Source organism: Planococcus sp. 11815 (assembly GCF_051096385.1).
In the GTDB taxonomy this organism is placed as follows: Bacteria; Bacillota; Bacilli; order Bacillales_A; family Planococcaceae; genus Planococcus; species Planococcus citreus.
On the sequence record NZ_CP096991.1, the window covers coordinates 284,324 to 305,666 of the forward strand.

General features: G+C 49.4%; 24 protein-coding genes and 1 other annotated feature. Of the genes, 13 read left to right on the top strand and 11 right to left on the bottom strand.

The genetic code is table 11. The annotated features are described in order from the left end of the window. Nucleotides 1-13 precede the first annotated feature (13 nt). From M1Q06_RS01560 to M1Q06_RS01570, 3 genes are read right to left on the bottom strand one after another with little or no spacing between them, the layout of a single operon-like run. Nucleotides 14-823, bottom strand: coding sequence for a carbohydrate ABC transporter permease (locus M1Q06_RS01560; RefSeq protein ID WP_121300740.1), 810 nt, complete (start codon nucleotides 821-823; stop codon nucleotides 14-16). A gap of 16 nt (nucleotides 824-839) precedes the next feature. Continuing rightward, complete coding sequence (locus M1Q06_RS01565) at nucleotides 840-1,715, bottom strand: carbohydrate ABC transporter permease (RefSeq protein WP_434401153.1); 876 nt, start codon at nucleotides 1,713-1,715, stop codon at nucleotides 840-842. A 7-nt stretch (nucleotides 1,716-1,722) separates the two neighbouring features. After that, on the bottom strand, nucleotides 1,723-2,982 hold the full coding sequence (locus tag M1Q06_RS01570) for an ABC transporter substrate-binding protein (RefSeq protein WP_121300742.1): 1,260 nt from the start codon (nucleotides 2,980-2,982) through the stop codon (nucleotides 1,723-1,725). A 190-nt stretch (nucleotides 2,983-3,172) separates the two neighbouring features. Further along, nucleotides 3,173-3,374: a binding site (T-box leader), on the top strand. 79 nt (nucleotides 3,375-3,453) lie between these two features. On the opposite strand from M1Q06_RS01570, the gene trpE reads away from it, so the two are divergent. Both trpE and M1Q06_RS01580 read left to right on the top strand, forming a co-directional pair. After that, nucleotides 3,454-4,806 carry an anthranilate synthase component I gene (gene trpE / locus M1Q06_RS01575; RefSeq protein WP_434401155.1) on the top strand — a complete coding sequence of 451 codons (1,353 nt, stop codon included), beginning with the start codon at nucleotides 3,454-3,456 and terminating at the stop codon, nucleotides 4,804-4,806. Next, nucleotides 4,803-5,411 (top strand): anthranilate synthase component II, encoded by a 609-nt coding sequence (locus M1Q06_RS01580; RefSeq protein WP_434401157.1) that lies wholly within the window; start codon nucleotides 4,803-4,805, stop codon nucleotides 5,409-5,411. The genes trpE and M1Q06_RS01580 overlap by 4 nt, the downstream gene beginning before the upstream one ends. Nucleotides 5,412-5,461: 50 nt before the next feature. On the opposite strand, the gene M1Q06_RS01585 is transcribed toward M1Q06_RS01580, so the two are convergent. From M1Q06_RS01585 to M1Q06_RS01595, 3 genes are all read right to left on the bottom strand, one after another. After that, the gene (locus tag M1Q06_RS01585) at nucleotides 5,462-6,316 is read right to left on the bottom strand and encodes a dimethylarginine dimethylaminohydrolase family protein (protein ID WP_434401159.1); all 855 of its coding nucleotides are present in this window, start codon (nucleotides 6,314-6,316) and stop codon (nucleotides 5,462-5,464) included. A gap of 169 nt (nucleotides 6,317-6,485) precedes the next feature. Further along, complete coding sequence (locus M1Q06_RS01590; protein ID WP_101189296.1) at nucleotides 6,486-6,863, bottom strand: nucleotide excision repair endonuclease; 378 nt, start codon at nucleotides 6,861-6,863, stop codon at nucleotides 6,486-6,488. 70 nt (nucleotides 6,864-6,933) lie between these two features. After that, the gene (locus tag M1Q06_RS01595) at nucleotides 6,934-7,578 is read right to left on the bottom strand and encodes an SDR family oxidoreductase (RefSeq protein ID WP_434401161.1); all 645 of its coding nucleotides are present in this window, start codon (nucleotides 7,576-7,578) and stop codon (nucleotides 6,934-6,936) included. Nucleotides 7,579-7,709: 131 nt separating this feature from the next. On the opposite strand from M1Q06_RS01595, the gene M1Q06_RS01600 reads away from it, so the two are divergent. Then, nucleotides 7,710-7,994, top strand: a complete 285-nt coding sequence (locus M1Q06_RS01600) for a DUF6509 family protein (protein ID WP_121300747.1) — start codon at nucleotides 7,710-7,712, stop codon at nucleotides 7,992-7,994. Nucleotides 7,995-8,319: 325 nt separating this feature from the next. On the opposite strand, the gene M1Q06_RS01605 is transcribed toward M1Q06_RS01600, so the two are convergent. Continuing rightward, nucleotides 8,320-9,063 (bottom strand): SurA N-terminal domain-containing protein, encoded by a 744-nt coding sequence (locus M1Q06_RS01605; RefSeq protein ID WP_434401164.1) that lies wholly within the window; start codon nucleotides 9,061-9,063, stop codon nucleotides 8,320-8,322. A 229-nt stretch (nucleotides 9,064-9,292) separates the two neighbouring features. Between M1Q06_RS01605 and hisC the strand changes: the two genes are divergently transcribed. The 7 genes from hisC (at nucleotide 9,293) to M1Q06_RS01640 (ending at nucleotide 14,167) form a co-directional block, all read left to right on the top strand. Further along, entirely contained in the window at nucleotides 9,293-10,396 is a 1,104-nt protein-coding gene (hisC, locus tag M1Q06_RS01610) for a histidinol-phosphate transaminase (RefSeq protein WP_434401166.1), read from the top strand. Nucleotides 10,397-10,538: 142 nt separating this feature from the next. Further along, on the top strand, nucleotides 10,539-11,447 hold the full coding sequence (locus M1Q06_RS01615) for an NAD(P)/FAD-dependent oxidoreductase (protein WP_434401168.1): 909 nt from the start codon (nucleotides 10,539-10,541) through the stop codon (nucleotides 11,445-11,447). 70 nt (nucleotides 11,448-11,517) lie between these two features. Further along, entirely contained in the window at nucleotides 11,518-11,817 is a 300-nt protein-coding gene (locus M1Q06_RS01620; protein ID WP_121300751.1) for a hypothetical protein, read from the top strand. A gap of 61 nt (nucleotides 11,818-11,878) precedes the next feature. Then, the gene (locus M1Q06_RS01625; protein WP_121300752.1) at nucleotides 11,879-12,061 is read left to right on the top strand and encodes a hypothetical protein; all 183 of its coding nucleotides are present in this window, start codon (nucleotides 11,879-11,881) and stop codon (nucleotides 12,059-12,061) included. Then, nucleotides 12,051-12,422, top strand: a complete 372-nt coding sequence (locus M1Q06_RS01630) for a nuclear transport factor 2 family protein (RefSeq protein WP_135449617.1) — start codon at nucleotides 12,051-12,053, stop codon at nucleotides 12,420-12,422. The genes M1Q06_RS01625 and M1Q06_RS01630 overlap by 11 nt, the downstream gene beginning before the upstream one ends. A 267-nt stretch (nucleotides 12,423-12,689) precedes the next feature. After that, nucleotides 12,690-13,421 (top strand): ABC transporter ATP-binding protein, encoded by a 732-nt coding sequence (locus M1Q06_RS01635; RefSeq protein WP_434401171.1) that lies wholly within the window; start codon nucleotides 12,690-12,692, stop codon nucleotides 13,419-13,421. Next, nucleotides 13,418-14,167, top strand: coding sequence for an ABC transporter permease (locus M1Q06_RS01640; RefSeq protein ID WP_434401173.1), 750 nt, complete (start codon nucleotides 13,418-13,420; stop codon nucleotides 14,165-14,167). The genes M1Q06_RS01635 and M1Q06_RS01640 overlap by 4 nt, the downstream gene beginning before the upstream one ends. Nucleotides 14,168-14,198: 31 nt before the next feature. On the opposite strand, the gene M1Q06_RS01645 is transcribed toward M1Q06_RS01640, so the two are convergent. Then, on the bottom strand, nucleotides 14,199-15,269 hold the full coding sequence (locus M1Q06_RS01645; RefSeq protein ID WP_434401175.1) for a saccharopine dehydrogenase family protein: 1,071 nt from the start codon (nucleotides 15,267-15,269) through the stop codon (nucleotides 14,199-14,201). A 177-nt stretch (nucleotides 15,270-15,446) separates the two neighbouring features. Here M1Q06_RS01645 and M1Q06_RS01650 point away from each other — a divergent pair, with 177 nt between their 5' ends. Continuing rightward, nucleotides 15,447-16,436, top strand: coding sequence for a S8 family peptidase (locus M1Q06_RS01650; protein WP_434401177.1), 990 nt, complete (start codon nucleotides 15,447-15,449; stop codon nucleotides 16,434-16,436). 51 nt (nucleotides 16,437-16,487) lie between these two features. Here the strand turns inward: M1Q06_RS01650 and M1Q06_RS01655 are convergent, their stop codons facing one another. After that, on the bottom strand, nucleotides 16,488-16,694 hold the full coding sequence (locus tag M1Q06_RS01655; protein ID WP_121300766.1) for a hypothetical protein: 207 nt from the start codon (nucleotides 16,692-16,694) through the stop codon (nucleotides 16,488-16,490). Nucleotides 16,695-16,943: 249 nt separating this feature from the next. Between M1Q06_RS01655 and coaW the strand changes: the two genes are divergently transcribed. Then, nucleotides 16,944-17,747, top strand: a complete 804-nt coding sequence (gene coaW / locus M1Q06_RS01660; protein ID WP_434401178.1) for a type II pantothenate kinase — start codon at nucleotides 16,944-16,946, stop codon at nucleotides 17,745-17,747. 34 nt (nucleotides 17,748-17,781) lie between these two features. Here coaW and M1Q06_RS01665 read toward each other — a convergent pair whose 3' ends face one another. Beyond that, the gene (locus M1Q06_RS01665) at nucleotides 17,782-18,339 is read right to left on the bottom strand and encodes a nitroreductase family protein (protein ID WP_434402791.1); all 558 of its coding nucleotides are present in this window, start codon (nucleotides 18,337-18,339) and stop codon (nucleotides 17,782-17,784) included. Nucleotides 18,340-18,546: 207 nt separating this feature from the next. Here M1Q06_RS01665 and M1Q06_RS01670 point away from each other — a divergent pair, with 207 nt between their 5' ends. Then, nucleotides 18,547-19,941 carry a protoporphyrinogen oxidase gene (locus tag M1Q06_RS01670; RefSeq protein ID WP_434401180.1) on the top strand — a complete coding sequence of 465 codons (1,395 nt, stop codon included), beginning with the start codon at nucleotides 18,547-18,549 and terminating at the stop codon, nucleotides 19,939-19,941. Between the two features lie 71 nt (nucleotides 19,942-20,012). Here M1Q06_RS01670 and M1Q06_RS01675 read toward each other — a convergent pair whose 3' ends face one another. Beyond that, nucleotides 20,013-21,056 carry a LysM peptidoglycan-binding domain-containing protein gene (locus M1Q06_RS01675; RefSeq protein WP_434401182.1) on the bottom strand — a complete coding sequence of 348 codons (1,044 nt, stop codon included), beginning with the start codon at nucleotides 21,054-21,056 and terminating at the stop codon, nucleotides 20,013-20,015. Between the last annotated feature and the right edge of the window lie 287 nt (nucleotides 21,057-21,343).

Sequence of the window (21,343 nt, forward strand, 5' to 3'; positions counted from 1 at the left end):
CGGAGGCTTTTTGTTATCCTTTGACAGCACCGGCTGTGATGCCTGCGACGAAGTAGCGTTGCAGGAAGACATAGGCGATGACCATCGGTGCTGAGGCGATGATGACGCCTGTGAACAGCATTGGATAATTGGTGGAATATTGCCCTTGAAACTCAAGAAGTGCGAGCGGCAAGGTTTTGTAGGCATTGTCCGTGATGAACAGGAGCGGGTACAAAAGGTCGTTCCAGTGCATGACGAATAGAAAAATCGCTGTAGCCGAGATGGAAGGCAAGGACAAAGGAATAGCCACTTTCGTGAACATCTTCCAATTGCCGGCCCCGTCGATCGTCGACGCTTCAAACAATTCTTTCGGTAAAGTTTTCATAAAGCCGGTCAGGATGAATACGGCAATCGGCAAGGTCGAGGAAATGTTGACGAGAATCAGCCCAAGAAGGCTATTCGTCAGTCCCAAATCCAGCATGAGCGAATAAAGCGGGACCATGATGACTTGTGCCGGTACCATCATGCCGAGCGTGAACACGGCGAACAGCACATTGCCGATCCAATTATTCATGCGCGTAATGCCGAATGCCACCATCGCGGCGAGCAGCAAAGTGAACGACACCGAGAACAAGGTGACGATGGTACTGTTGAGAAAATAGCCGGCCATCGTTTGTTCTTGGAAAATCGCGACATAATTATCGAATTTAAAGCCGCCGTCCGGTAAGCCGAGCGGGTCACGGAATGTTTCCTGAAGTGTTTTAACGGACGTCAACAGGACGACCACTAACGGAATCAGGATCAGCAGCGCATAGATGAGCAGTGAGAATTTCCTGAACAGCAAAATTGCCGCCTCCTTTCTAGTAAGATACGCGGTCTGAGCGCAAGGCCTTGAACTGCAGGTAAGTGATCAACGCGATGATGACCATGAAAATGATGGAAATCGCAGAAGCGTAACCGAATTGATAGCTCTTGAACGCGACATCGTAAATATACGTCGCGATAATTTCAGTGGAGTTATTAGGCCCGCCGCCGGTCATCGCAAAGACCAAGTCGAAGGCTTTGAACGACTGAATCGTCGTATAGGCGACAACAATGGTGGCGGAAGGTGCAAGCAGCGGCCAAGTAACGCTTTTGAACGTCTGCCACTTGCTGGCGCCTTCGATTTTTGCCACTTCATACAGTTCCTCTGGAATGGCTTGAAGTCCCGCGACAAAGATGATCAGCATCTGTCCCGCATGGAACCACACTTGGGTGATGGCCAGCGAATAAATCGCGATATTGGAATTGCCGAGCCAGTTTTGTGCCAGGAAATCAAGGCCGATGAGCTCGAGCACTTGATTCAGGATGCCCATCGACGGATCGTAGATGAACGCCCAGATGAAGGCGACCGATACCGAAGAAAGAATGGTCGGGAAAAAGTAAAGCGCCCGGAGAAATACATTCGTTTTCGTGTTCTTGATGACGATCAGCGCGAAAGTAAGTGCGACAAGCGTCTGGAACACGACGACCGTCAGCATGAACTTCAAGTTATTGCCGATCGTTTTCTGGAAAATTGAATCGCCCGTAAATGCCCGGGTGTAATTATCGATGCCGACAAACTGGAAGGCGGTGCTTAAGCCGTCCCAGTCGGTAAATGAATAGAAAAGGGCGCTGATGGTTGGGTACAAAAAGAACAAGCTGTATAGGACTAGCCCCGGAAGAAAGAACAGGTAAATGGATTTGGAGATTCTCATAGACTGGTTATTCCCTGTTTTCTTCTACGATTTGCTGGGCTGCTTCAGCGGCTGCCATCGGATCTTCGCCCCCAAGAACGTTTTCAATTGAACTGAGGACCGCATCTTCAATCTGGGCGTTGGTGATCAAAAAGCGCGGCTGGAAACGCGTATTGCGCTCGTCGATCCAATACGAAGTGTTTTGCAGCGCTTCAGACTCGTATTCGACGCCGTTGACCGTCAAATGCTGCCCGGTTTCATTGGCGTATTTGGAAGCCACTTCCGGCTGGCTCAAATAGTCGATGAACGCTTTCGCCTGGTCTTTCTTTTCGGAATTGCTATTGACGGCCAGCATGAATGTCGCCGTATTGATGCCTTCATAAGTGGCTTCGCTTTCTTCCACTGTAATCGGGGCAAGCAAGTCGAGTTCAAGGTCCGGGTTCAAGTCGAGCAGGGAATTCATGTGATAGGAACCGGTCGCAAGCATGGCTGCTTCCTCGTTCGCTACCATGGCCATTGCGGAATCCTGGTTGGTGCCGAGTGCATCGTCCTGGATATAGCCTTTATCCGCTAGAAGCTTAAAGTCTTCGAGTGTCTTAACCCACCATTCATTCGTTAAGGATTCTTCGCCGTTTTGGAGTTTGGCGAAGACATCTTCATCCGGTGCATTGTTCATCATCATGCTGTTCATGAATTGGTTCGGCCCGATGTCAGCGCCTGGAAACGCAATTGGCGTGATATCATTTTCTAGCAAAGTATCGGCCATTTCCTGGAATTCCGTCCAGCTTTTCGGCACTTCAAGGCCGAGTTCGTCAAACATGCCTTTGTTATAGACCGGCATATTGAATACTAGCTGGTAAGGCAGGGCATATTGCGTGCCGTCTTTCTGGCCGACAGCGATCAGGCTTTCGTCAAAATTCGAGACGAAGTCTTCTCCGCTCAAGTCTTCAAAAAAGCCGGCGCTTTGGATCGATTCAAATTGCGCGCCCGGGAAAGAAGTGAAGACGTCTCCTGTTGAACCTTCCTGCAGCATGCGCTGTGCCGTCGCCTGGTATTGGTCGGACGGATAGATGTTCTGCTCTACGCGAATATCAGGGTTCGCTTCTTCGAAATCGGCAATGATTTCATCAAGCACGGCTTTGTCTTCTCCGCGCCAGTGCATGAAGCTAATCTGCGTCGCATCGCCGCTCTCAGAAGAAGAATCACCGCCTCCACTTTCGCCTGCACAAGCGCCGAGTATGAGCCCGAGTCCTACTGTTCCTGTTGCCAGCCAAAGTTTGTTTTTCATTTTCTGATACCCCCTTCGATTTTAGAAACATTCTTCTACTATATTTATAACCCAAATCTTCTTATAAATACAGAATTATCTAAATTAAGCGTTTGCTTTCAGTTGACAGACGGCTCTGAATTCCATAAGATGGTCACAAGCTTTTAATTGCGCGGCAACTTTACAGGACTGCGGAAACAAAGCGCCACATAAAAAAACGTTGAATAAGAAAAGTAGCGCATGGATAGCTTCTGACAGAGAGCCGGGACAGCTGGAAACCGGTGTGGCACCTGCGTGAATGGACTTATGAGTGGCCATCTGAAAAGAAGGCCCGTCTGCCCCGCGTTATTGGGGTTCAAGTGGAAGCTGAGAGCTTCAAGATGAGGTGGCACCGCGGTCGATCCGTCCTCTGTACGAAATGATCTTATTTCGTGCAGGGGGCTTTTTTTTATTGAACCGGCGGTGCCCAGAAGAAAGAGGAGTTGAGCCGAGATGAGAAGAGATGTACAGATCAAGAAAGTAGAAGGAGATAGCTTGACGCCGATCATGGTGTTCCATCGTTTGCAAGGGCCTTACAAATGCCTGCTCGAAAGTTCGCTGAAAACGAGCGCAAGCGGCCGGTATTCATTTATTGCGGCGGATCCGTCAAAAGCGTTCATCGGATTGAAGGACCAATTGGAAGTGATCGATTACCGGAGCGGCGAGCGTTCAATAGAACAAGGGCGCCCGCTTGAGCGAATCAAGGAATTGATGCCGAAAGACGATCGTGATATTGAAGGCTTGCCGTTTACCGGCGGGGCGATTGGCTATATCGGCTATGACGCCATCGCGGCGTATGAGCCGGTCGAGAGTGCCCGTAAAGACAGCCTGAACATGCCGGACATCCATTTACAGCTATACGAAACGATTGTTGTGTTCGACCATGTCCGCCATGATGTAACGGTCATTTCATTTGAAGGGCGCGCAGATGAAATCGCAGAGCAGCTTGAGCAGGCAGCAGAGAAAGAACCGGGCGACCAGCCGGAAACATTGAATTTCCATTCCGCAACGACGGCTGAACGGTTCCGCGAACAAGTCGAACTGGCCAAACAGGAAATCCGCAAAGGCGAAGTGTTCCAGTTGGTATTGTCGCAGCGGTTGTCTGCGGATTACCAGGGCGATGCTTTCACTCTATATCGGAAACTGCGCAAGCAAAATCCGTCGCCTTACCAGTTTTATATCGACTTCGGCAACTATGCCGTCGTCGGCGCTTCGCCTGAAAGCCTATTGACGATCCGTGGTGGCGAGATGGTAACCAATCCCATCGCCGGCACGAGAAAACGCGGCAAGACCGAAGCGGAAGATACAGCGCTTGAGAACGAATTGCTGGGGGATGAAAAAGAGCGGGCAGAGCACCAAATGCTCGTCGACCTCAGCCGCAATGACGTCGGCCGCGTCGCAAAAGTCGGTACGGTCGCGATCCCGAAATACATGGTCATCGAGAAGTACCAGCACGTTATGCACATCGTGTCGGAAGTGACCGGCGAATTGGAAGGCGCAATGCATCCACTAGATGCGCTTGTGTCCTGCCTGCCTGCTGGTACGGTATCGGGTGCCCCGAAAGTGCGTGCGCTGCAGCTCATCCAGCAATTTGAAGAGGAACGGCGCGGCGTTTATGGCGGCGCTGTCGGTTACCTTGGCTTCAACGGCAATCTTGATGTGGCGCTCGCCATCCGGACTTTCGTCGTTAAAGACGGCACGGTCCACGTTCAAGCGGGAGCGGGCATCGTCTTCGATTCCGAACCGCAAGCCGAATACGAGGAAACGCTCCATAAAGCGCGTTCGTTGACGGAGGTGTTCGGATGATTTTATTAATCGATCATTACGATTCATTCACTTACAATATCTATCAAGCGGTGGCGGCACTCGGCGAAGATGTGGAAGTTGTACGCTATGGCCAATTGAGCTTGGATGACATCCGCAGCAAACAGCCTGAGGCGATTATTTTATCTCCTGGCCCAGGTCATCCGAGAGATGTCCCTGAATCGCTCGAGTTGATCCGTGAACTTTACCGTGAGGTGCCGATTCTGGGCATTTGCCTGGGACAGCAATTGCTTGGTGAGGCATTCGGCGGCCGCGTCACAGAAGCGCCGGCTATCCGCCACGGCAAAGTCTCGGAAGTTTCGCATAGCGCAACGGATTTGTTCGCGGGCATGAACGAGCGGGTTCCTGTTATGCGCTATCATTCGCTGGCTATCGAAAAGGCATCCTTGCCCGAATGCTTTACTATACAGGCAGAAGCGTTGGATGATGGCACGATGATGGCCATTAAGCACAAAGACTATCCGGTCTACGGGCTGCAGTTTCATCCGGAATCGATCGGGACGCCGGAAGGCACCGATATGATGGCGAGGTTCGTGGAACTTGCGCGCGAAAGCCGGCTCCACATGCAGCCAGCCGACCGTGATTAAAGATATGGACATAACAACAGCTGCCCGCTAATGCGGGCAGCTGTTTCTGTTCAGCCTCTGGCGACAGGCATCGTGCAGCAGCGGAAAGCGCCGCCGGATTTGATGATTTCCGAAAAATCGGTTTCGATCACGCGGAAGCCGTGTTCGCGAAGCTGCTTATTGACCTTGGTGTTTTGCGGCTGGCTGAAGACGCGGCGCTCGCCGATCGATAGCACATTCGTACCGAGCTTGAATTGTTCGTCCTTTTCGACAGAAATCAGCGCATAGCGCTCACTCAGCATTTCAATTGTCGCTTGTTCCAGCGCTTCCGGATAGATGAGTGCTTCGGTCGGCGATAAAATATTGAAGACGCAATCGAGATGCAAGTATTTTTCGTTGAGATGGATCGGGACAACGCGGAAATCCGGCATATGCCGCTGCAATTCCTCAATCGCCTCTTCAGAAGTGCGGCTGCTGATCCCGATGAATACCGTATCTTGATCGATCATGACGTCGCCGCCTTCGATGCGGTGCCCCGGCAAATGCTTGAAGCGGACGCCTTTTTCAGCGAGCCAGTTTTGCAGCACCTGTTCTTCTCCTTGGCGGACATTCGCGGCCATTTCACTGATGAAGACCGTATCGCCGATCGTGAAGCCGATGTCGCGTGTGAACACTTGCTCCGGATATCTTTCAGAGGCCTCTAGAAAAGCAGTATCGACGCCTTCTGCAGCTAGTGCGTCGACAAAGGCTGAATGCTGGCGCAAAGCTTCCGTTACGTCAATGTTTTCATCTTTGTATCTTTTCTGTACATCATTAATAACGTCTCGAATTTCCATGAAACGTGGTGGGCATAGGAGCACGTGGCGCAGGGTATCGTATTCGCTGCGGCAATCGGCCGCTGGGACTGGCTTGGCATGTGTAGACATAATAAGTTCCTCCAAAGAACGTGATTTTACAGTACTATTCCTTTTTCAAACTCTCATAAAACCTGGAAAAAGGTTTATTTAAATTTGGCTGGATACAGCTTACAGAAGAAGTGTGTATAAAAATCAATAATAGAAAAAACGGGCGCTCTATCGGGAGCGCCCGTTTTCCTTAGTCGCGATAAAATACTTTATCGACATTGTATTTCGCTTTTCCTGTATTGATCAGGTAAGTCTCATAAATTTCGCGTTCCATCGGGTCTTCCACGATGGAAACCGCAATGCGATGTACTTCATCGCGATGGTTTTTCAATGGCGAGACATTGTCTTCGAAATGCTTTTTCACGCGCTGGCGCAGTTTGCGGGCTTTGCCGACAAACAGCAACTCGCCGCTGTGGTTGAAGAATTGGATAATGCCGCCTTTGTCGCGCGGAATTTCATGCAAGTCGATAAACCCGTATAGCGGTTTGATGACTGCTTCATCGCCTTGGATTTCTTGTTTGCGCTGAGTGATGGTAATGTCAGCTTTCGGTGCTTGAATATTAATCATGTTATCACGTCCTCTATTATCGTAAAGCTAGTCTACCATAGAAATGCCGCGAACGCCATCCGCCTAAAGCTTACAGGCGGTCGAGTTCCTGGGAGATTTCAGCTTCGCCTTTGAGGATCTCGAAGACTTTTCCGTAAGTGTTTTTAAGGTCGACCACCTCAGCAAGTGTACGTGCTACATCTGCGCGTGGAATCGAACGGTTTTCGAAAGACTCAAAGTGTGTGGCTGCTTCGATACGGCCAGTTTTCTCATCATCCGATAATGGGCCGGGACGGACAATCGTATAGTCGAGACCGCTTTGTTCAAGAAGGTCATCGGCTGTGCGCTTAGCTACCAAATAAGGCTTCATTTCCTCGCCGCCGGCATCCGGGTCATCAGATCCGACCGAGCCAAGCTGGACGAAACGTTTAACGCCTTTTTGCTTCGCGTAATCCGCTGCTTTGACAGAACCCCACAAATCAATGGTCAAAGTCTTGTCAGCGCCTGTTTTCGGGCCTGAGCCTGCTGCGAAAATGACCGCGTCGACATCGTCGTATGCATGGCTGAAGTCTTTTTCCAAATCGCCAAGGACGATTTTCTTCGCGCCGCGTTTTTCCATTTCTGCGCGCTGCTCTTCTTTGCGGATCATCGCTACCGCGTCATGGCCTCTTTCGGTTAATTCTTCTACAATATTGCGGCCCACTTGGCCATTTGCTCCCAAAACTAATACGTTCATCAAAATCCACTCCTAATTTTTTATGTCTGTTTGGTGTTTTCCCGTATCCGGTGCACTTAAACGCCAAACCTTCCCGCCATGCTATCCAAATGGCAAGATGAAAGCTAAAATAGAGCAATGGAGGTGCAATAATGGAAATCATTAATTACGAAGTTGAAAAATTGCAAGACCCGACCGGCATCCTGACAGGTGAACGCTATGAGTACACGATGGCGATCAAAGTGGACGAGGAAGACGAACTGTACCGCCCGGGCGGCCTTGACTTGCGCCTGATCTTGGCGGTCGAAGACGGCAATGCGCGCATCGCCGATTATCATTTTATCGACAATGACAGTGAGAAGCCGCTTGATTTTGCGTTGGATGAAGAGGAAGAACAGGAAATTTTGGCGTTTTGCAAAGAGCGGCTCGCTGAATAGATAACGGCTGTAAGATCGAAAAACCCCTACCGATTACGGTAGGGGTTTTTCAAGCTGTCGAGAAAGGTAAAAAGCCGTATTTTCCGAAGCTTATCGCTCGCTTTCCGTGGGGCGGGAATCGAGCCTCCTCGTCACTTCGTTCCTGCGGGGTCTCTCAAACCCGCTAGTCCCACAGGAGTCGAGCGAATGCTTCTCCAAATACTCAGATAGAACATTGAATTTTGAATGTAGGAAAGGTGATTTCCTTTTTCATTCATAGCGGATTATAGACTTCTTCAACACTCCGAAAAAAACCCCTACCGATTGCGGTAGGGGTTTTTGGAAATTAAAGTTTTACTTCGACTTCAGCTTCTTCACGCAATTCCTCTACGCGCGCGAAAGTAGCTTCCTGGTCTTTTTGCTCTTGCAATGATTGGCGGATGGTCGGTTCCATCTCTTCTAAAGCCGGTGCTTCTTCTTCTGAGCTTTCAACGAATTGGTCATAAGCTGCCTGGACTTCTTCGTCCGTCACTTCAGGTGAGTCGATTTCTTCTTCCATATAGCTTTCGTAGACAAGCTGTTCACGCAATTGCTCTTCCATTTCTTCAAGCGTGAAGCCTGTTTCAGCAAGTGCTTCGTTCATGGCTTCTTCGTCCTCGAAGTTGGCTTTCAATTCTTCCATGCGCTCTTCTACGACGGCATCATCCGCTTCATGGCCTTTTTCCTTGGCATCTTGCAATAGAACAGCGTTTCCGATGACGACGGACATCGCTTCATCTTCAATCAATTGAAGGTTCTCTTCAGTTGAAGGGTCCTGTCCTTGTGAAGTCAATGTCGATTCGAACTGGCGAGCGACGCTGTTATACACTTTGCCTTGGATTTCTTCGCCGTTGACGACTGCTACGACTGCGTCTTCTTCAGGAAGTTCGAGTGCCGATTCAGCAGGTGCTGCTTCTTCAGTTCCTTCTGCCTGTTCGGTTTCTGGAGCCGCAGCTTCTTCGTTTGCGGTAGATTCTTCATTATCAGAACATGCGCCGAGCACTAAGGCGAGGGCGAATGGGGCAAAAATAAATGTCATTTTTTTAATCATGTGAAAACTCCTCTTTCTTCAGTCTCGTTAAAGTAAACCACATTTAGGTGAGGGTTTCAAATTGTAGGCCGTGCCCCTTTCAGGAAACGGATTTTTCTGTAATAATAGAAACTATTATTTTTCTTTAACTAAGGTGGATATGCAGGAAATCCAGCTTTAATGGTATCATTATTGATGGCAGTACATATTCATTCAATATTATCAAAAATAGATGACGGAGGCGTACATAATGGCGAATTTGGAGAATATCAAAGCACGCAAAACCTTGGATCAAATCCAACCTTACTCACCAGGCAAGCCGATTTGGGAAGTGCAGGAAGAACTGGGCTTGGAGCGCGTCATTAAGCTGGCGTCCAACGAAAACCCGCTTGGCCCGTCGAAAAAGGCTGTTGCGGCCATCGAACAAGGCGTTCTTGGCTTGAACCGCTACCCGGATGCGGATGCGAGTGATTTAAAGGAAGCAATTGCCAAAGAGCATGGCGTCGAAAAAAACCAAGTCATTCCGACAAACGGTGCGGACGAGTTGATCACGCTCATCTCGGAAGCGTTTCTCGAACAGGGCGATGAAATCGTCGTGCCAGACCCATCATTCAGCGAATACGATTTCGGTGCGCACATCATGGGTGCGAAAGTCGTAAAAGTGCCGTTCGCACAAGGCTTCGCATTTGATGTAGATGCCATGATCGCGGCAGTGACCGACAAGACGAAAATCATCTACATTTGCTCGCCGAACAACCCGACCGGCACCTACATGAAGAAACAGGATGTCCAAAAATTATTGGACGCTGTGGGAGATATATTGGTAGTGTTTGACGCCGCGTATAGCCATTACGCGGACGCGGACGATTATACGGACGGCACTGAATTCATCCGCCAAGGCTATCCGTTGCTGACCTTGAAAACTTTCTCGAAAATCTATGGCATTGCGGGAGTGCGCGTCGGCTTCGGCATCGCGGCTGATTCAATCATCACATCAATCCTGAAAGTGAAAGAGCCCTTCAACGTCAATACGCTGGCACAGCTCGCTGCGGCGGCGGCAGTGACAGACCACGAACACGTGACGCAATCCCGCGAGGCGAATAGCCGCGGGCGTGAGTTCCTTTATGAAGCATTCGAAGAACTGGGCCTCCCGTATACGAAGAGCATGGCCAACTTCGTCTTGGTCAAATTGGGTGATGAAGGAGAAGCGCTTTATCAAGATCTGATGAAAAAAGGCGTTATCGTCCGCTACGGCAAAGGGTGGGGCCTTCCAGAATACGTCAGGGTTTCAGTCGGCACCGAGGAAGAAAACAAATTCTTTGTCCAGGCATTACGTGAATTGATCCAAAAATAAAGCGTGCGGCACGAAGCCTGCGTTTAAAAACCGATTGTCCTGGAGATCCTGGGCAATCGGTTTTTTTAGGCTGTCCCCCTGTTTAATGCAGATGCGAAGGGGGAAGAGGGGAGGAAAACGAAAGTAGAAAAGGATGAACGCTATGCTATACGATTGTGCCATTATCGGCGGAGGCCCTGCAGGTTTGAATGCTGCATTGGTGCTTGGCCGTTCGAGAAAGAATGCTGTGTTATTTGATGATGACAATGGGCGCAATTTGGTGACCCGCGAAGCGCATGGGTTCATTACAAGAGACGGAATTTGCCCGGAAGAGTTCAAACGGCTCGGGCATGAGGAGATCAGCAAATACGGAAGCGTCAAAACGGAAAACGAACGCGTCGTCAACATCGACCGTATTTCTAAAACCCATTACGAATTGACGACCAAAAGTGGAAAGGTTTTTCATAGCATCAAAATCATTATCGCGGCGGGATTGAAAGAAGAACTGCCGAATGTGCCGGATATCGAGAAGTTTTACGGGACGACTCTGTTCAGCTGCCCTTATTGCGATGGCTGGGAAATGCGCGATCAGCCGCTCGCGGTCATTGCCGATAAAAAAGTATTTACGCTAGCGAAGGAAGTCTATACGTGGAGCCGCGACTTGGCGGTCTTTACGAACGGTGAAGGGCGTCTGGAAGAAGAGGAAAAGCAGAAGCTGCTCGCTAAGGGAATCAAAGTTTACGAAGATACGATTTCCGGCCTGGAAGGGGAAAACGGCAAGCTGAAAAGCGTCCGGCTGGAAGATGGCACATTAATCGACCGCAGTGCCGGGTTCGTCACGCCTTTATGGAGCCATGCGACTAATTTTGCCAAAGAGCTCGGCTGCAAACAAAACGAGCACGGCGGGATCTTGACGGATGATTACGGGCGCACGAATGTGTGGAATGTGTATGCGGCAGGAGATGCTTCGCTGATCGTTCCGTCGCAACTCGTCATCGCAGCTGGTGAAGGCAGTGCCGCAGCCATCGGGGTATGCGGGGATTTGATAAACGAATATTTCGATGAAATGTAGGCGCCGTATCAGTTGCATAGTCGCGCGCAGGTGCAGTAGACTTTAGGAAAACAGCCGGGAGGCGAACCGAATGGATCCGAAAAGTTTACTGTCTTCCATCACTTATGTCGACACGGAACGCTCGATCGTAGCCGGCCAGATGAAAATCACGCACACCGAATATGAAATTCATTTATACGAAGATAAATTGACCGCTTCGACAAACGAGTTCAATTTGATGCATGTCTGGGATATTTCCTATAAGACCTTTTCCGACGATGCAAATTTATTGTATTTGCACACGCATCGCGGCGTCTTGACCTATAAAGTGCCAAGAGATCCTGACCGTTTCGTCAAGACCTTTAAAAAACTAAAAAACACCAATTATTGAGAAGCCGGAATTTTTTCGGCTTCTTTTTTTCGAGTAGAATAGGAGAAAAGGGGGAATGGATATGGGAAACGAATACGCAGTCGGATGGGGAACACTTGCGCTGATCAATGCAGGTCTCGCCCAAGGCAAAAATCGGAGCGGCCTTATGTGGTTCCTGGCGTCGCTCCTTCTGGGACCCGTCGCTACGCTGGCCTTGGTGATATTCGAAAAATTACCGGAAGAAGGGGGCATACATGATGATTGAACCGATCAAGCTTGCGGAACGCTTTACCGATTATGTCAATGAACAAAATGTCGACGGAGTGCTTTCCGTCACGGACCATAATGTTGAATTGATCAGTCCCGGGAAATCAGCTGCCGGCCACGAAATGCTTGCCGAATGGGTGAAAGGCTCTGGCATGCAATTGGAGACGCTCAACAAATTCGCCAAAGACAATCGGGTCATCTTCGAACAGCTCGCCAAAAAACAAGGCGAGCCAGGAGAATCCCACATCTTCAATTATTTTGAGATGGACGATAAGAAAATCCATCGCATCGGGCGCTTTGATGAACTGGATGAAGCTTTTGGGGAAAGTGGATTGAGCGAGAGCGATCAAGTAAAGTAAGCAGAACAATTCCTACCGTTTGTGGGAAACAAGATACGCCCTTCTGCAAGTTCCAACTGGAATTTGTGGAAGGGCGTATCTTGTGAATTTTAAGTTTTTAATGATAATAATTATCGTTTAAAGATGCTTTGAAAACGCATTAATTGATATGTATTCTCAATTAAAAATAGTTATTCTCAATTACTTGGTTGAGCTGTGAAGTTGTGATATGATATCTACATTAGAATAATTATAAATAAGAAACTTGAGAATTTGGGAGGTGTGGGCATGAGCACCCAGTACAAACCTGCAATCCACTTTCAGCACGTGGATTATCGCATTGGAGACATAGAAATCTTGAACGATATTACCGGTTCATTTCCACAAGGCCGTATCACGACCCTAGTAGGGCCTTCCGGCGCCGGGAAGTCGACGCTGCTGAAATTATGCAACGGCCTTATTTCTCCGGCAAATGGAGAAATTTTCGTAAAGGATAAAGCGATTGGCGAATACGATCCGGTGGAATTGCGCCGGATGGTCGGGATGGCGTTGCAGAGCGCGCCGATGATCAGCGGCACTGTATACGAAAACTTGAATTTGCCTTTGGAATTGCAAGGGCAGCAATTGGCGAAAGAAGACGCGCTTGAGCTGCTCGAAGATGTCGGCTTGAAAGGGGATTTGCTGGACCGTAAAGTGAAAGAACTGTCAGGCGGGCAGCGCCAGAAAGTTTCCATCGCGAGAACGCTTGTCAACAAACCGGAGATTCTCTTGATGGACGAAATCACTTCTTCACTCGACCGCGCTTCAAAGCTTGAAGTGGAAGAGTTGATCAGCAAAATCAACCGGAAATATGGCACGACAATCATTTGGATCACCCATAATCTTCAGCAGGCACTCGAAATCGGTGATTACACATGGGTCATGATGGACGGCCAAGTGGTGGAGACCGGCGAGAGTTCGCTGCTTGAAGATCCGCAGAATCAGCGCGTTAATGAATTTGTGAAAGGGGTGGTGTCATGAGTTATTGGGCTTTATCGCTGACGCTCATTTTTGTCCTCATCCCGTTAGTATTGTCGAAAACATTGAATTTAGGGCTGGGCCGCGATATGACGGTCGCAACAATCCGCTCAATCATCCAGCTGCTCGCTGTTGGGTATGTCTTGAAATTCGTCTTCGACTCCGAAAGTTTGCTCTACATCTTCTTGATGGTCGCACTGATGATCGTTGCGGCAACCCATAACGCGCAGAAAAAAGGCGCAGCCATCCAAGGGATTACGTGGAAGATTGCCGTCACCTTAATCTTTGTGGAAGTGTTGACACAAGGGATTTTGATCGGCTTCAACATCACGCCGGCTACAGCACAATACATCATCCCGATCAGCGGCATGGTCATCGGCAACTCGATGGTGCTGTCGATCCTGTTCTTGAATCGTTTCACGGCGGAAGTCGAAGACCATCAGGACCAGACGGAATTGATCTTGTCGCTTGGCGGAACGCCGAAACAAGCCATTCACCGCCAATTGATCAACTCGATCAAGGCGAGCATGATCCCGACAATCGAGAGCCAGAAGACGGTCGGACTCGTCCAATTGCCGGGCATGATGAGCGGACAGATCATCGCAGGGGCAGACCCGATACAAGCGGTGCAATTCCAGTTGCTCATTATGTTCTTGTTACTGACGACCGCTGCAGTAACGAGCGTGTTCCTCGGATACTTGTCCTATCCAACCTTGTTCAATAAACGCATGCAATTATTAAAAGGCTGACGCCATGTCAGCCTTTTTGTTTTGGGTAAATCTAGTGGGCGGTTCCCGGATAAAAGCTGTCGATTTCAAAGCGTCCTGACCCGGGTAGGCTTTCAAGCAAATCTGGCCCGAACAATGCGGCGGGGGTCCAACTGCCGCCTGGGTAATCGCGTGACAATATGCGCTGCGTCACTTCGAGTGCACCGTAAACGGTCAGGTCATAGACGTTTGCGGTATCGATTCGGCATGTCTTGATGACACCGACCGCGTTTTTGGCTTGTCCCCAAATGTAAGCAGCACTGCCGGCGCGTTCTTCCTCGTTTGGGCCTTTGACGCGCCGGTCGATCCAGTTCAGCAAAGGCTTTTTCACTTTTTCAGAAGACAGCAGGGGACTCGCCACATTCATGAGCCGTGCCACTTTAGCAGCCGGTTTCGGTGTCGGAATCCACGCCGTGATATTGGGAATGCCGGTGGTGTAGTAAGCAGTAGCCACATCACCCCAGGGAATCGCCATGGCGGATTTCCGGCCGCGCCCGAAATCGATCATCCGCTGGTGCTTGCCGATCGCGACAGTAGTGAGCTGTCCGTCTTTACGGATGACATTGCCTCCGCCGAGCCCTTCGACCATCGTTTTCATCGTGCCTGGCGAGATGCCGGAATCCGAATCGAAGCCGAGTGCGAGCTCGACAGCATCGGGCAACGCTTGTTTCAGCTTTAATGCAGTGCAATCAGTAGGGATGACATCGAAGCCCACTCCAGAACATAAAATGATATTTTTCTTTTGCGCTGCTTTGTGCAAAGAGTGGGTATGTTCGAACACACTGATCTCCCCAGTGATATCGAGATAATGGGCACCGGCTTCCAAGCAGGCGTGAATCATCGGCTTGCTGGTTTTTTCGAATGGGCCAGCACAGTGCAGCACGAGACCGATCCCCTCCAAATGCCGGGCTGTTTGATTATCCAATTCAAAAATGCGGAATTCCAAACCGAGTTCTTCGGCGAGCGGTTGGACTTTTTCCTTGCTGCGCCCAGCCAAAATCGGCCGCAATCCGCGTGCAACTGCTTGTTCTGCAATCAATTTTCCCGTATATCCTGTCGCTCCGTACAATAGCCATGTAGTCATTGTTATGGTCTCCTCGTTATTCGGCATCTTTCTTGTGTTCTTCAATAAGCAGGAAATTCCTGTCTCTTTCTTGAAACTAATAAGAACAACTTTCCAATTGAAAATACGAACAAACGTTTGATTTTAGTTGCGCCAGTCATGTAGAATGAAGGAAATGATCTGAAGGAGGAATTTTCGATGAAAAATATTCATTTGATTCCATACCGCGTTGAACAAGTGACGGCCGCACCGCCGCGCATCCCGGAAGGCGTACGGATGATCCAGGCTCCTGAAGTGTGGGAGAATGCCGAACACGGCAAAGGCAACGTGGTCGCCGTACTGGATACAGGCTGTCAGACCGATCACCCCGATCTGGAGGCGCGAATTGTGGGCGGACGAAACTTCACGCATGATGACGGAGGGGACCCAGAACGATTCGAGGATTATAACGGGCATGGCACCCACGTCGCCGGGACGATCGCCGCTTCCTTAAGAGACGAGGATGGCGTAGTGGGCGTAGCGCCGCTTGCTGATCTGCTCGTTGTCAAAGTACTCGATAAAGAAGGCAGCGGCAGCTATGAAGGAATCATTGGAGGCATTCATTATGCCATCGATTGGCGCGGTCCGGAAGGGCAAAAGACGACGGTCATTTCGATGTCGCTTGGCGGCCCTGAAGACCACCCTGAATTGTACGAAGCCGTGAAACGGGCGGTGGATGCTGGGATTCCGGTTATCTGTGCAGCTGGAAATGAAGGAGACGATGCGCATGATACCGACGAATTCGCCTACCCTGGCGCGTACGGCGAAGTCATTCAAGTCGGCGCTGTCGATTTCGACCGGCGCATTGCACCGTTCAGCAATACCAATAACGAGATCGATCTTGTAGCGCCGGGCATCAATATCTATTCGACTTACTTGGAAGGGAAATATGCCAGTCTGTCCGGCACTTCGATGGCGACGCCGCATGTGTCGGGAGCCTTGGCATTGATCCGCAATATTTCCGAGCGTGACTTCGACCGGGAGCTGACAGAGGCGGAATTGTATGCGCAGCTTGTCCGGCGCACGATTCCACTTGGTTATCCGAAAACCGCGGAAGGCAATGGTTTATTGGCGCTCGACATCCTCAATAAATTCGATCAATTGTTCAAGATTCTCAGCAATTCTTATGCTAATGGATTGGACCGGTAACTGAAACCATTCAAAAACCCCCAGACACAAAGTCTGGGGGTTTTCTTGCATTTAATCCATCACTGATTTATCCGTTTTCCGCTGCTCTTCAATCCACCACTCAATGTGGTTTTCGTCGAACAGGATCATATCGCCATAAGGCCGGGCATGCGGAATTGTTCGTTCCGACAGGAGCTGCTGAATCTGCTCTTCTGTCATGGGGCAACTTCGCTGCTCCAGATATTCGAGCAATTTCGGTATTCCCTGGATCTTCCCCATTTAATCACCTCCCACAAAATCTTCCTTGCAGAAGCAAAGAAAATTCAGTACGAGTTATTAAACGGTTTGCTGAAGATTCTATTCCCATATTTTCTAGAGGTTAATCCTAAAAAATGAAAAACTTTTAAAGCACAAAGTGGAACGGGGCAAACTCCTCCCGCTCGCTGCGCGAATATGTTAGAATTTCCCCATATGTTAAAAACTATGTAAGGCAGTAAAAGTGCTTTTAAGAAGAGAAGGTGCAGATAGATGAAAGTCGGAATAGATGCGGGCGGGACACTGATCAAGGTGGCCTATACCGATGGGGGCCCGATTCATTTTGCAAAATACCCGATTGCTGAAATCAGTTTGGTAGCGGAGTGGATCAACGGGCTTTCGGCTAGTGAAGTATGTTTGACCGGCGGTAAATCAGGTGTGCTTGCGTCGCTGCTGGAGAAATCCGTCCAGGAAATGGTGGAATTTGAAGCGACTCATTTGGGCGTCCAAGTCTTGCTTGAACGCATGGGGCTTCACGAGGAAGCTTATTTGGTCACCAATGTCGGAACCGGCACGTCAATCCACTGCGTGCAGGATAATACGCAGGAGCGTCTCGGCGGTACCGGAATCGGGGGCGGCACGCTGATCGGCCTCAGCCATTTGCTGACGGGGATCACCAGCTTCGATGAAATCGTTGAACACGCGAAGCGCGGATCGCGTGAACGCATCGATTTGAAAGTGAAACATATCTATGAGGGCAAAGAGCCGCCGATTTCGGGTGAGTTGACTGCCAGTAATTTTGGGCAAGACCTGTTCTCCATTTCACATGAATTGTCGAAAGAAGAGCTGCTTGCAACAGTCATTGGATTGGTCGGTGAAACGGTCAGCACAGTCAGTGTTCATGCAGCGCGCCAATGCCGCAGCTCGACGATTGTCTATATCGGGTCTTCATTCAGCGACAATGCCCTTTTGAAAGAAGTTGTCACAAGCTACACTATTCTGCGCGGCTCGACGCCGTTGTTCCCGGATAACGGCGAGTATTCCGGCGCAGTGGGTGCTTTATCTGTTTTGAAATAAAAAAGAGCATCAGCCTTGATGCTCTTTTTCTTCGTTATTGATCGATGATTTCCAGCTTTTCGCGAATGTCAGTGCGGGCTTGTTTTTCCGGCACATGGGCAGGGTAGCCCATCATCATGGTAGCAACGATTTTTTCGCCTGGTTGGACCCCGATGGCTTCACGGAAGACGGGGTTGTAAATCCAGTCGTTCGAACGCCAGATCATGCCGATGCCGCGCTGCCAAGCAGCCAATTGGAAATTTTGCAGCATGGAACTAAGTGCGCCATAATCTTCATCGAAGCGTCGCTGGCGCGGGTCGACCGGCATGATGGCCACCAAGTGGAGTGGGATGTCACGGAAATACTGGGCTTTATTGAGTACTTTTTGCGGAATGTCGCCGTCCGGTGTTTTCATCGAATCGAGGAATGCCTGGACGAATTTTTCTTTGCCAGCACCCGCATAGAGTTGGAAGCGCCAAGGTTCGTTCACTTTATGGTTAGGTGCCCATTTGGCAATATTCAGCAAGTCGATGATCTCTTCGACATCGACAGCGTCTGGTTTGAACTTTTTGATCGATCTTCTTTCCATGATCAATTGATCAATCGGATTCATCAATTTGAACCTCTCCTATCCTTTAAATGACTACGGTTAAATCCTACCACGAATGGCGAAAATCGTGTTGAAAATGATATATTGATGGATGGGAAATGTGCAGCTTCTTGGTAAAATATAGATAGAAGCAGTAAGCTGAATAAATTCATTTACGACTATTTCCGTTATAGAAAATGCGGAATTATATATAAGCAAGGAGTGATTCGGATGAAGAAAGCCGTGGTCATCGGCGGAGGAATTACAGGCCTTTCCGCCATGCATTATTTAGAACGAATGAAAAAGCAGCACGGGCTCGAGTTGGAATTGGAGCTTGTTGAAAAAGATGAGGAGCTGGGCGGGAAGATCCGCACGGTGAAAAAAGAGGGCTTTACGATGGAAGTGGGCGCGGATTCCATCGTCGCTCGCCATGCCAGCGTATTGCCGCTTGTGGAAGAGCTCGGGCTTGAACAACAGATGGTCTATAACGGGACCGGCATTTCTTATCTGTATACCGACAATCAATTGCATGCCATCCCGAAAGATACAGTATTCGGCATCCCGATGGACCGCGAAGCGCTGTTTAGTTCGACGCTCGTGTCACAGCAGGGAAAAGAGCGGGCGATGCAAGATTTTGAGACCGTAAACGACCGTTTTACGAAAGACAGCTCAATCGGGGAATTCCTGGAAGCGTTTCTCGGCAAAGAATTGGTGGACCGCCAGATTGCGCCTGTCTTGTCCGGCGTTTATTCGGGTTCATTGCGAGAATTGACATTAGCGTCCACCTTGCCGTATTTAATCGATTATAAAAATGACTACGGCAGCATCATCAAAGGGTTCGAAGCGCATAAGGAAACCTTCCAAGGTGCGGCGAATAAGAAATTCATTTCATTCGACGGAGGGATGGCGGCTTTGATCGACCGCCTCGAAGAACAGATGGAAACGGCTCTCGTCCGAAAAAGCGTCGAGACGAACTCGTTGGAGAAGCGAGACGGACGCTATAAATTAGGCTTTTCAGACGGCACATCGAGCGAGGCGGATTTCATCGTGTTGGCGATTCCGCACCAGCAAGCCCAAGCATTGGTGAAAGACGACACGCTTGATGAGGAATTTGGCCAATTGATCAACTCATCGTTAATCAGCGTGTATCTGGGATACGACTTGCCAGACGAACAATTGCCGGCGGATGGCACCGGCTTTATCGTGTCGGAAGGCAGCGACCTGGCGTGCAATGCCTGCACCTGGACGAGCCGCAAATGGCCGCATACCTCGGCGCAGCAAAAATTATTGGTGCGTTTGTTCTATAAGAGCACAAACCCGCTATTCGCTGAACTGCAAAACAGCTCGGAGGAACAGGTCGCGGCTATAGCGAAAGCGGATATCCAAAAAAGCCTGGGAATCGAGGAACAGCCTGCTGTCGTTGAAATCACGCCGTGGAATGAGCTCATGCCGAACTATCATATGGGCCATAAAACGGCGGTCATGTCGCTTGAAGCGCGTCTAGCTGGTGGCTATCCGGGCGTCTATCTGGCCGGCTCTTCCTATTACGGGGTTGGCATCGGCGCTTGCATCCAAAACGGCAAAGACCTGGCGCAAAAAATCGCACAAGCAATGGGAGAAAGATAGAAAAAACAAAAATACTTGCATCAACACGCAAAAAAGCTCCGGAAAATTCCGGAGCTTTTTTATATGCCGCATTATCTCATGGCGTTAAGTCGTTTGTAGCTGTCGAAATGCTTGCCCCAATAGCTGTCGTTGAGGCTGGTGATTTGGACGCGGTCTCCGCCAGCATGGATGAAACTATTGTTGCCGACGTAGATACCGACGTGGGAAATCCCTGGGCGGTACGTATTTTTGAAGAATACCAAGTCTCCAGGTTGCGGAGAGCTGACTGTAAATGAACTTGCGTAATAGCCGATCGTGTTCGTGCGCGGGATCGTGATGCCTGCGCGGTTGTAGACATAGTACAAATAGCCGCTGCAGTCGAAGCCGCTTGAAGTAGTGCCGCCCCATGCATAAGGAACTCCGAGCTGCGTGCGTGCGATAGAGAGCACTTGCCCGGCTTTTGAAGAAGAAGCCGGATTGGAAACTTGAACAGGCGAAGGAACAGGAGTCGCGCCTCCTTGGATTTTCAGCACTTGGCCAACGTTGATATTGCTTGTGCTCAAATTATTCCAGCTCATCAATTGCGCAACGGAAACTTTATGGCTTCTGGAAATCTTGCTGAGCGTGTCGCCTGAGACAACACGGTATGTAGTCGTATTGGCTTGTGCTGGCGGTGCAGCGGGGGCCGGTGAAGGCGAAGGCGAAGCAATGACAGCTGATGCCGTACCGCTAACTTTCAACTTCTGTCCGATGCGGATAGTGGAGTTGCTCAAATTGTTCAATTGCTGGATTTTTGCGACCGATGTGGAGTGTGCCTTGGCAACTTTATAAAGAGTATCACCGGCTTTGACAGTATAAGTGCTAGTCTTTGCGGCAGCTGGTGCGGCCGGGGCGGATGGCGCCGGAGTGCTCGCTGCAGCTGGTGAGGTCAAGCGCAGCACTTGGTTTGGATAGATGGCATCCGTGCTCAGGCGATTCCATGTTTTCAAGTTGGCAACAGATACATCGTTGCTTGAAGCTACTTTCCATAAGGTGTCGCCTGGTTTGATTTTGTACGAACTTGCTTCTGTATCTGCAGCCCCGAGTGCCAAGGATAGGACTCCTGCCGTGATTGCCATGCCGATCAGCTTCTTCATGCTCATTCCCCTTTTGATATCCGCAACATAACTTGCGTATGCAATTTTCTTTAAGTGTATTCAGTTTCACGAATATAGGCAATAAGTTTTATATTACATTTGTGTTACAAAAATCTAAAGGCTTAATTTAGAGTTTTATTTTGCCTATAAAAATAATAATGGTAAAAATTTCTTCTGGTCTATTAGATGTGGATTATAACAAGCTATCCTTAAAACAATTGTTGAAATATTTATTCTAATCTGACATTATGGAAGTAGTTTGTTGGTGAATCACCATTCAGTAGAGG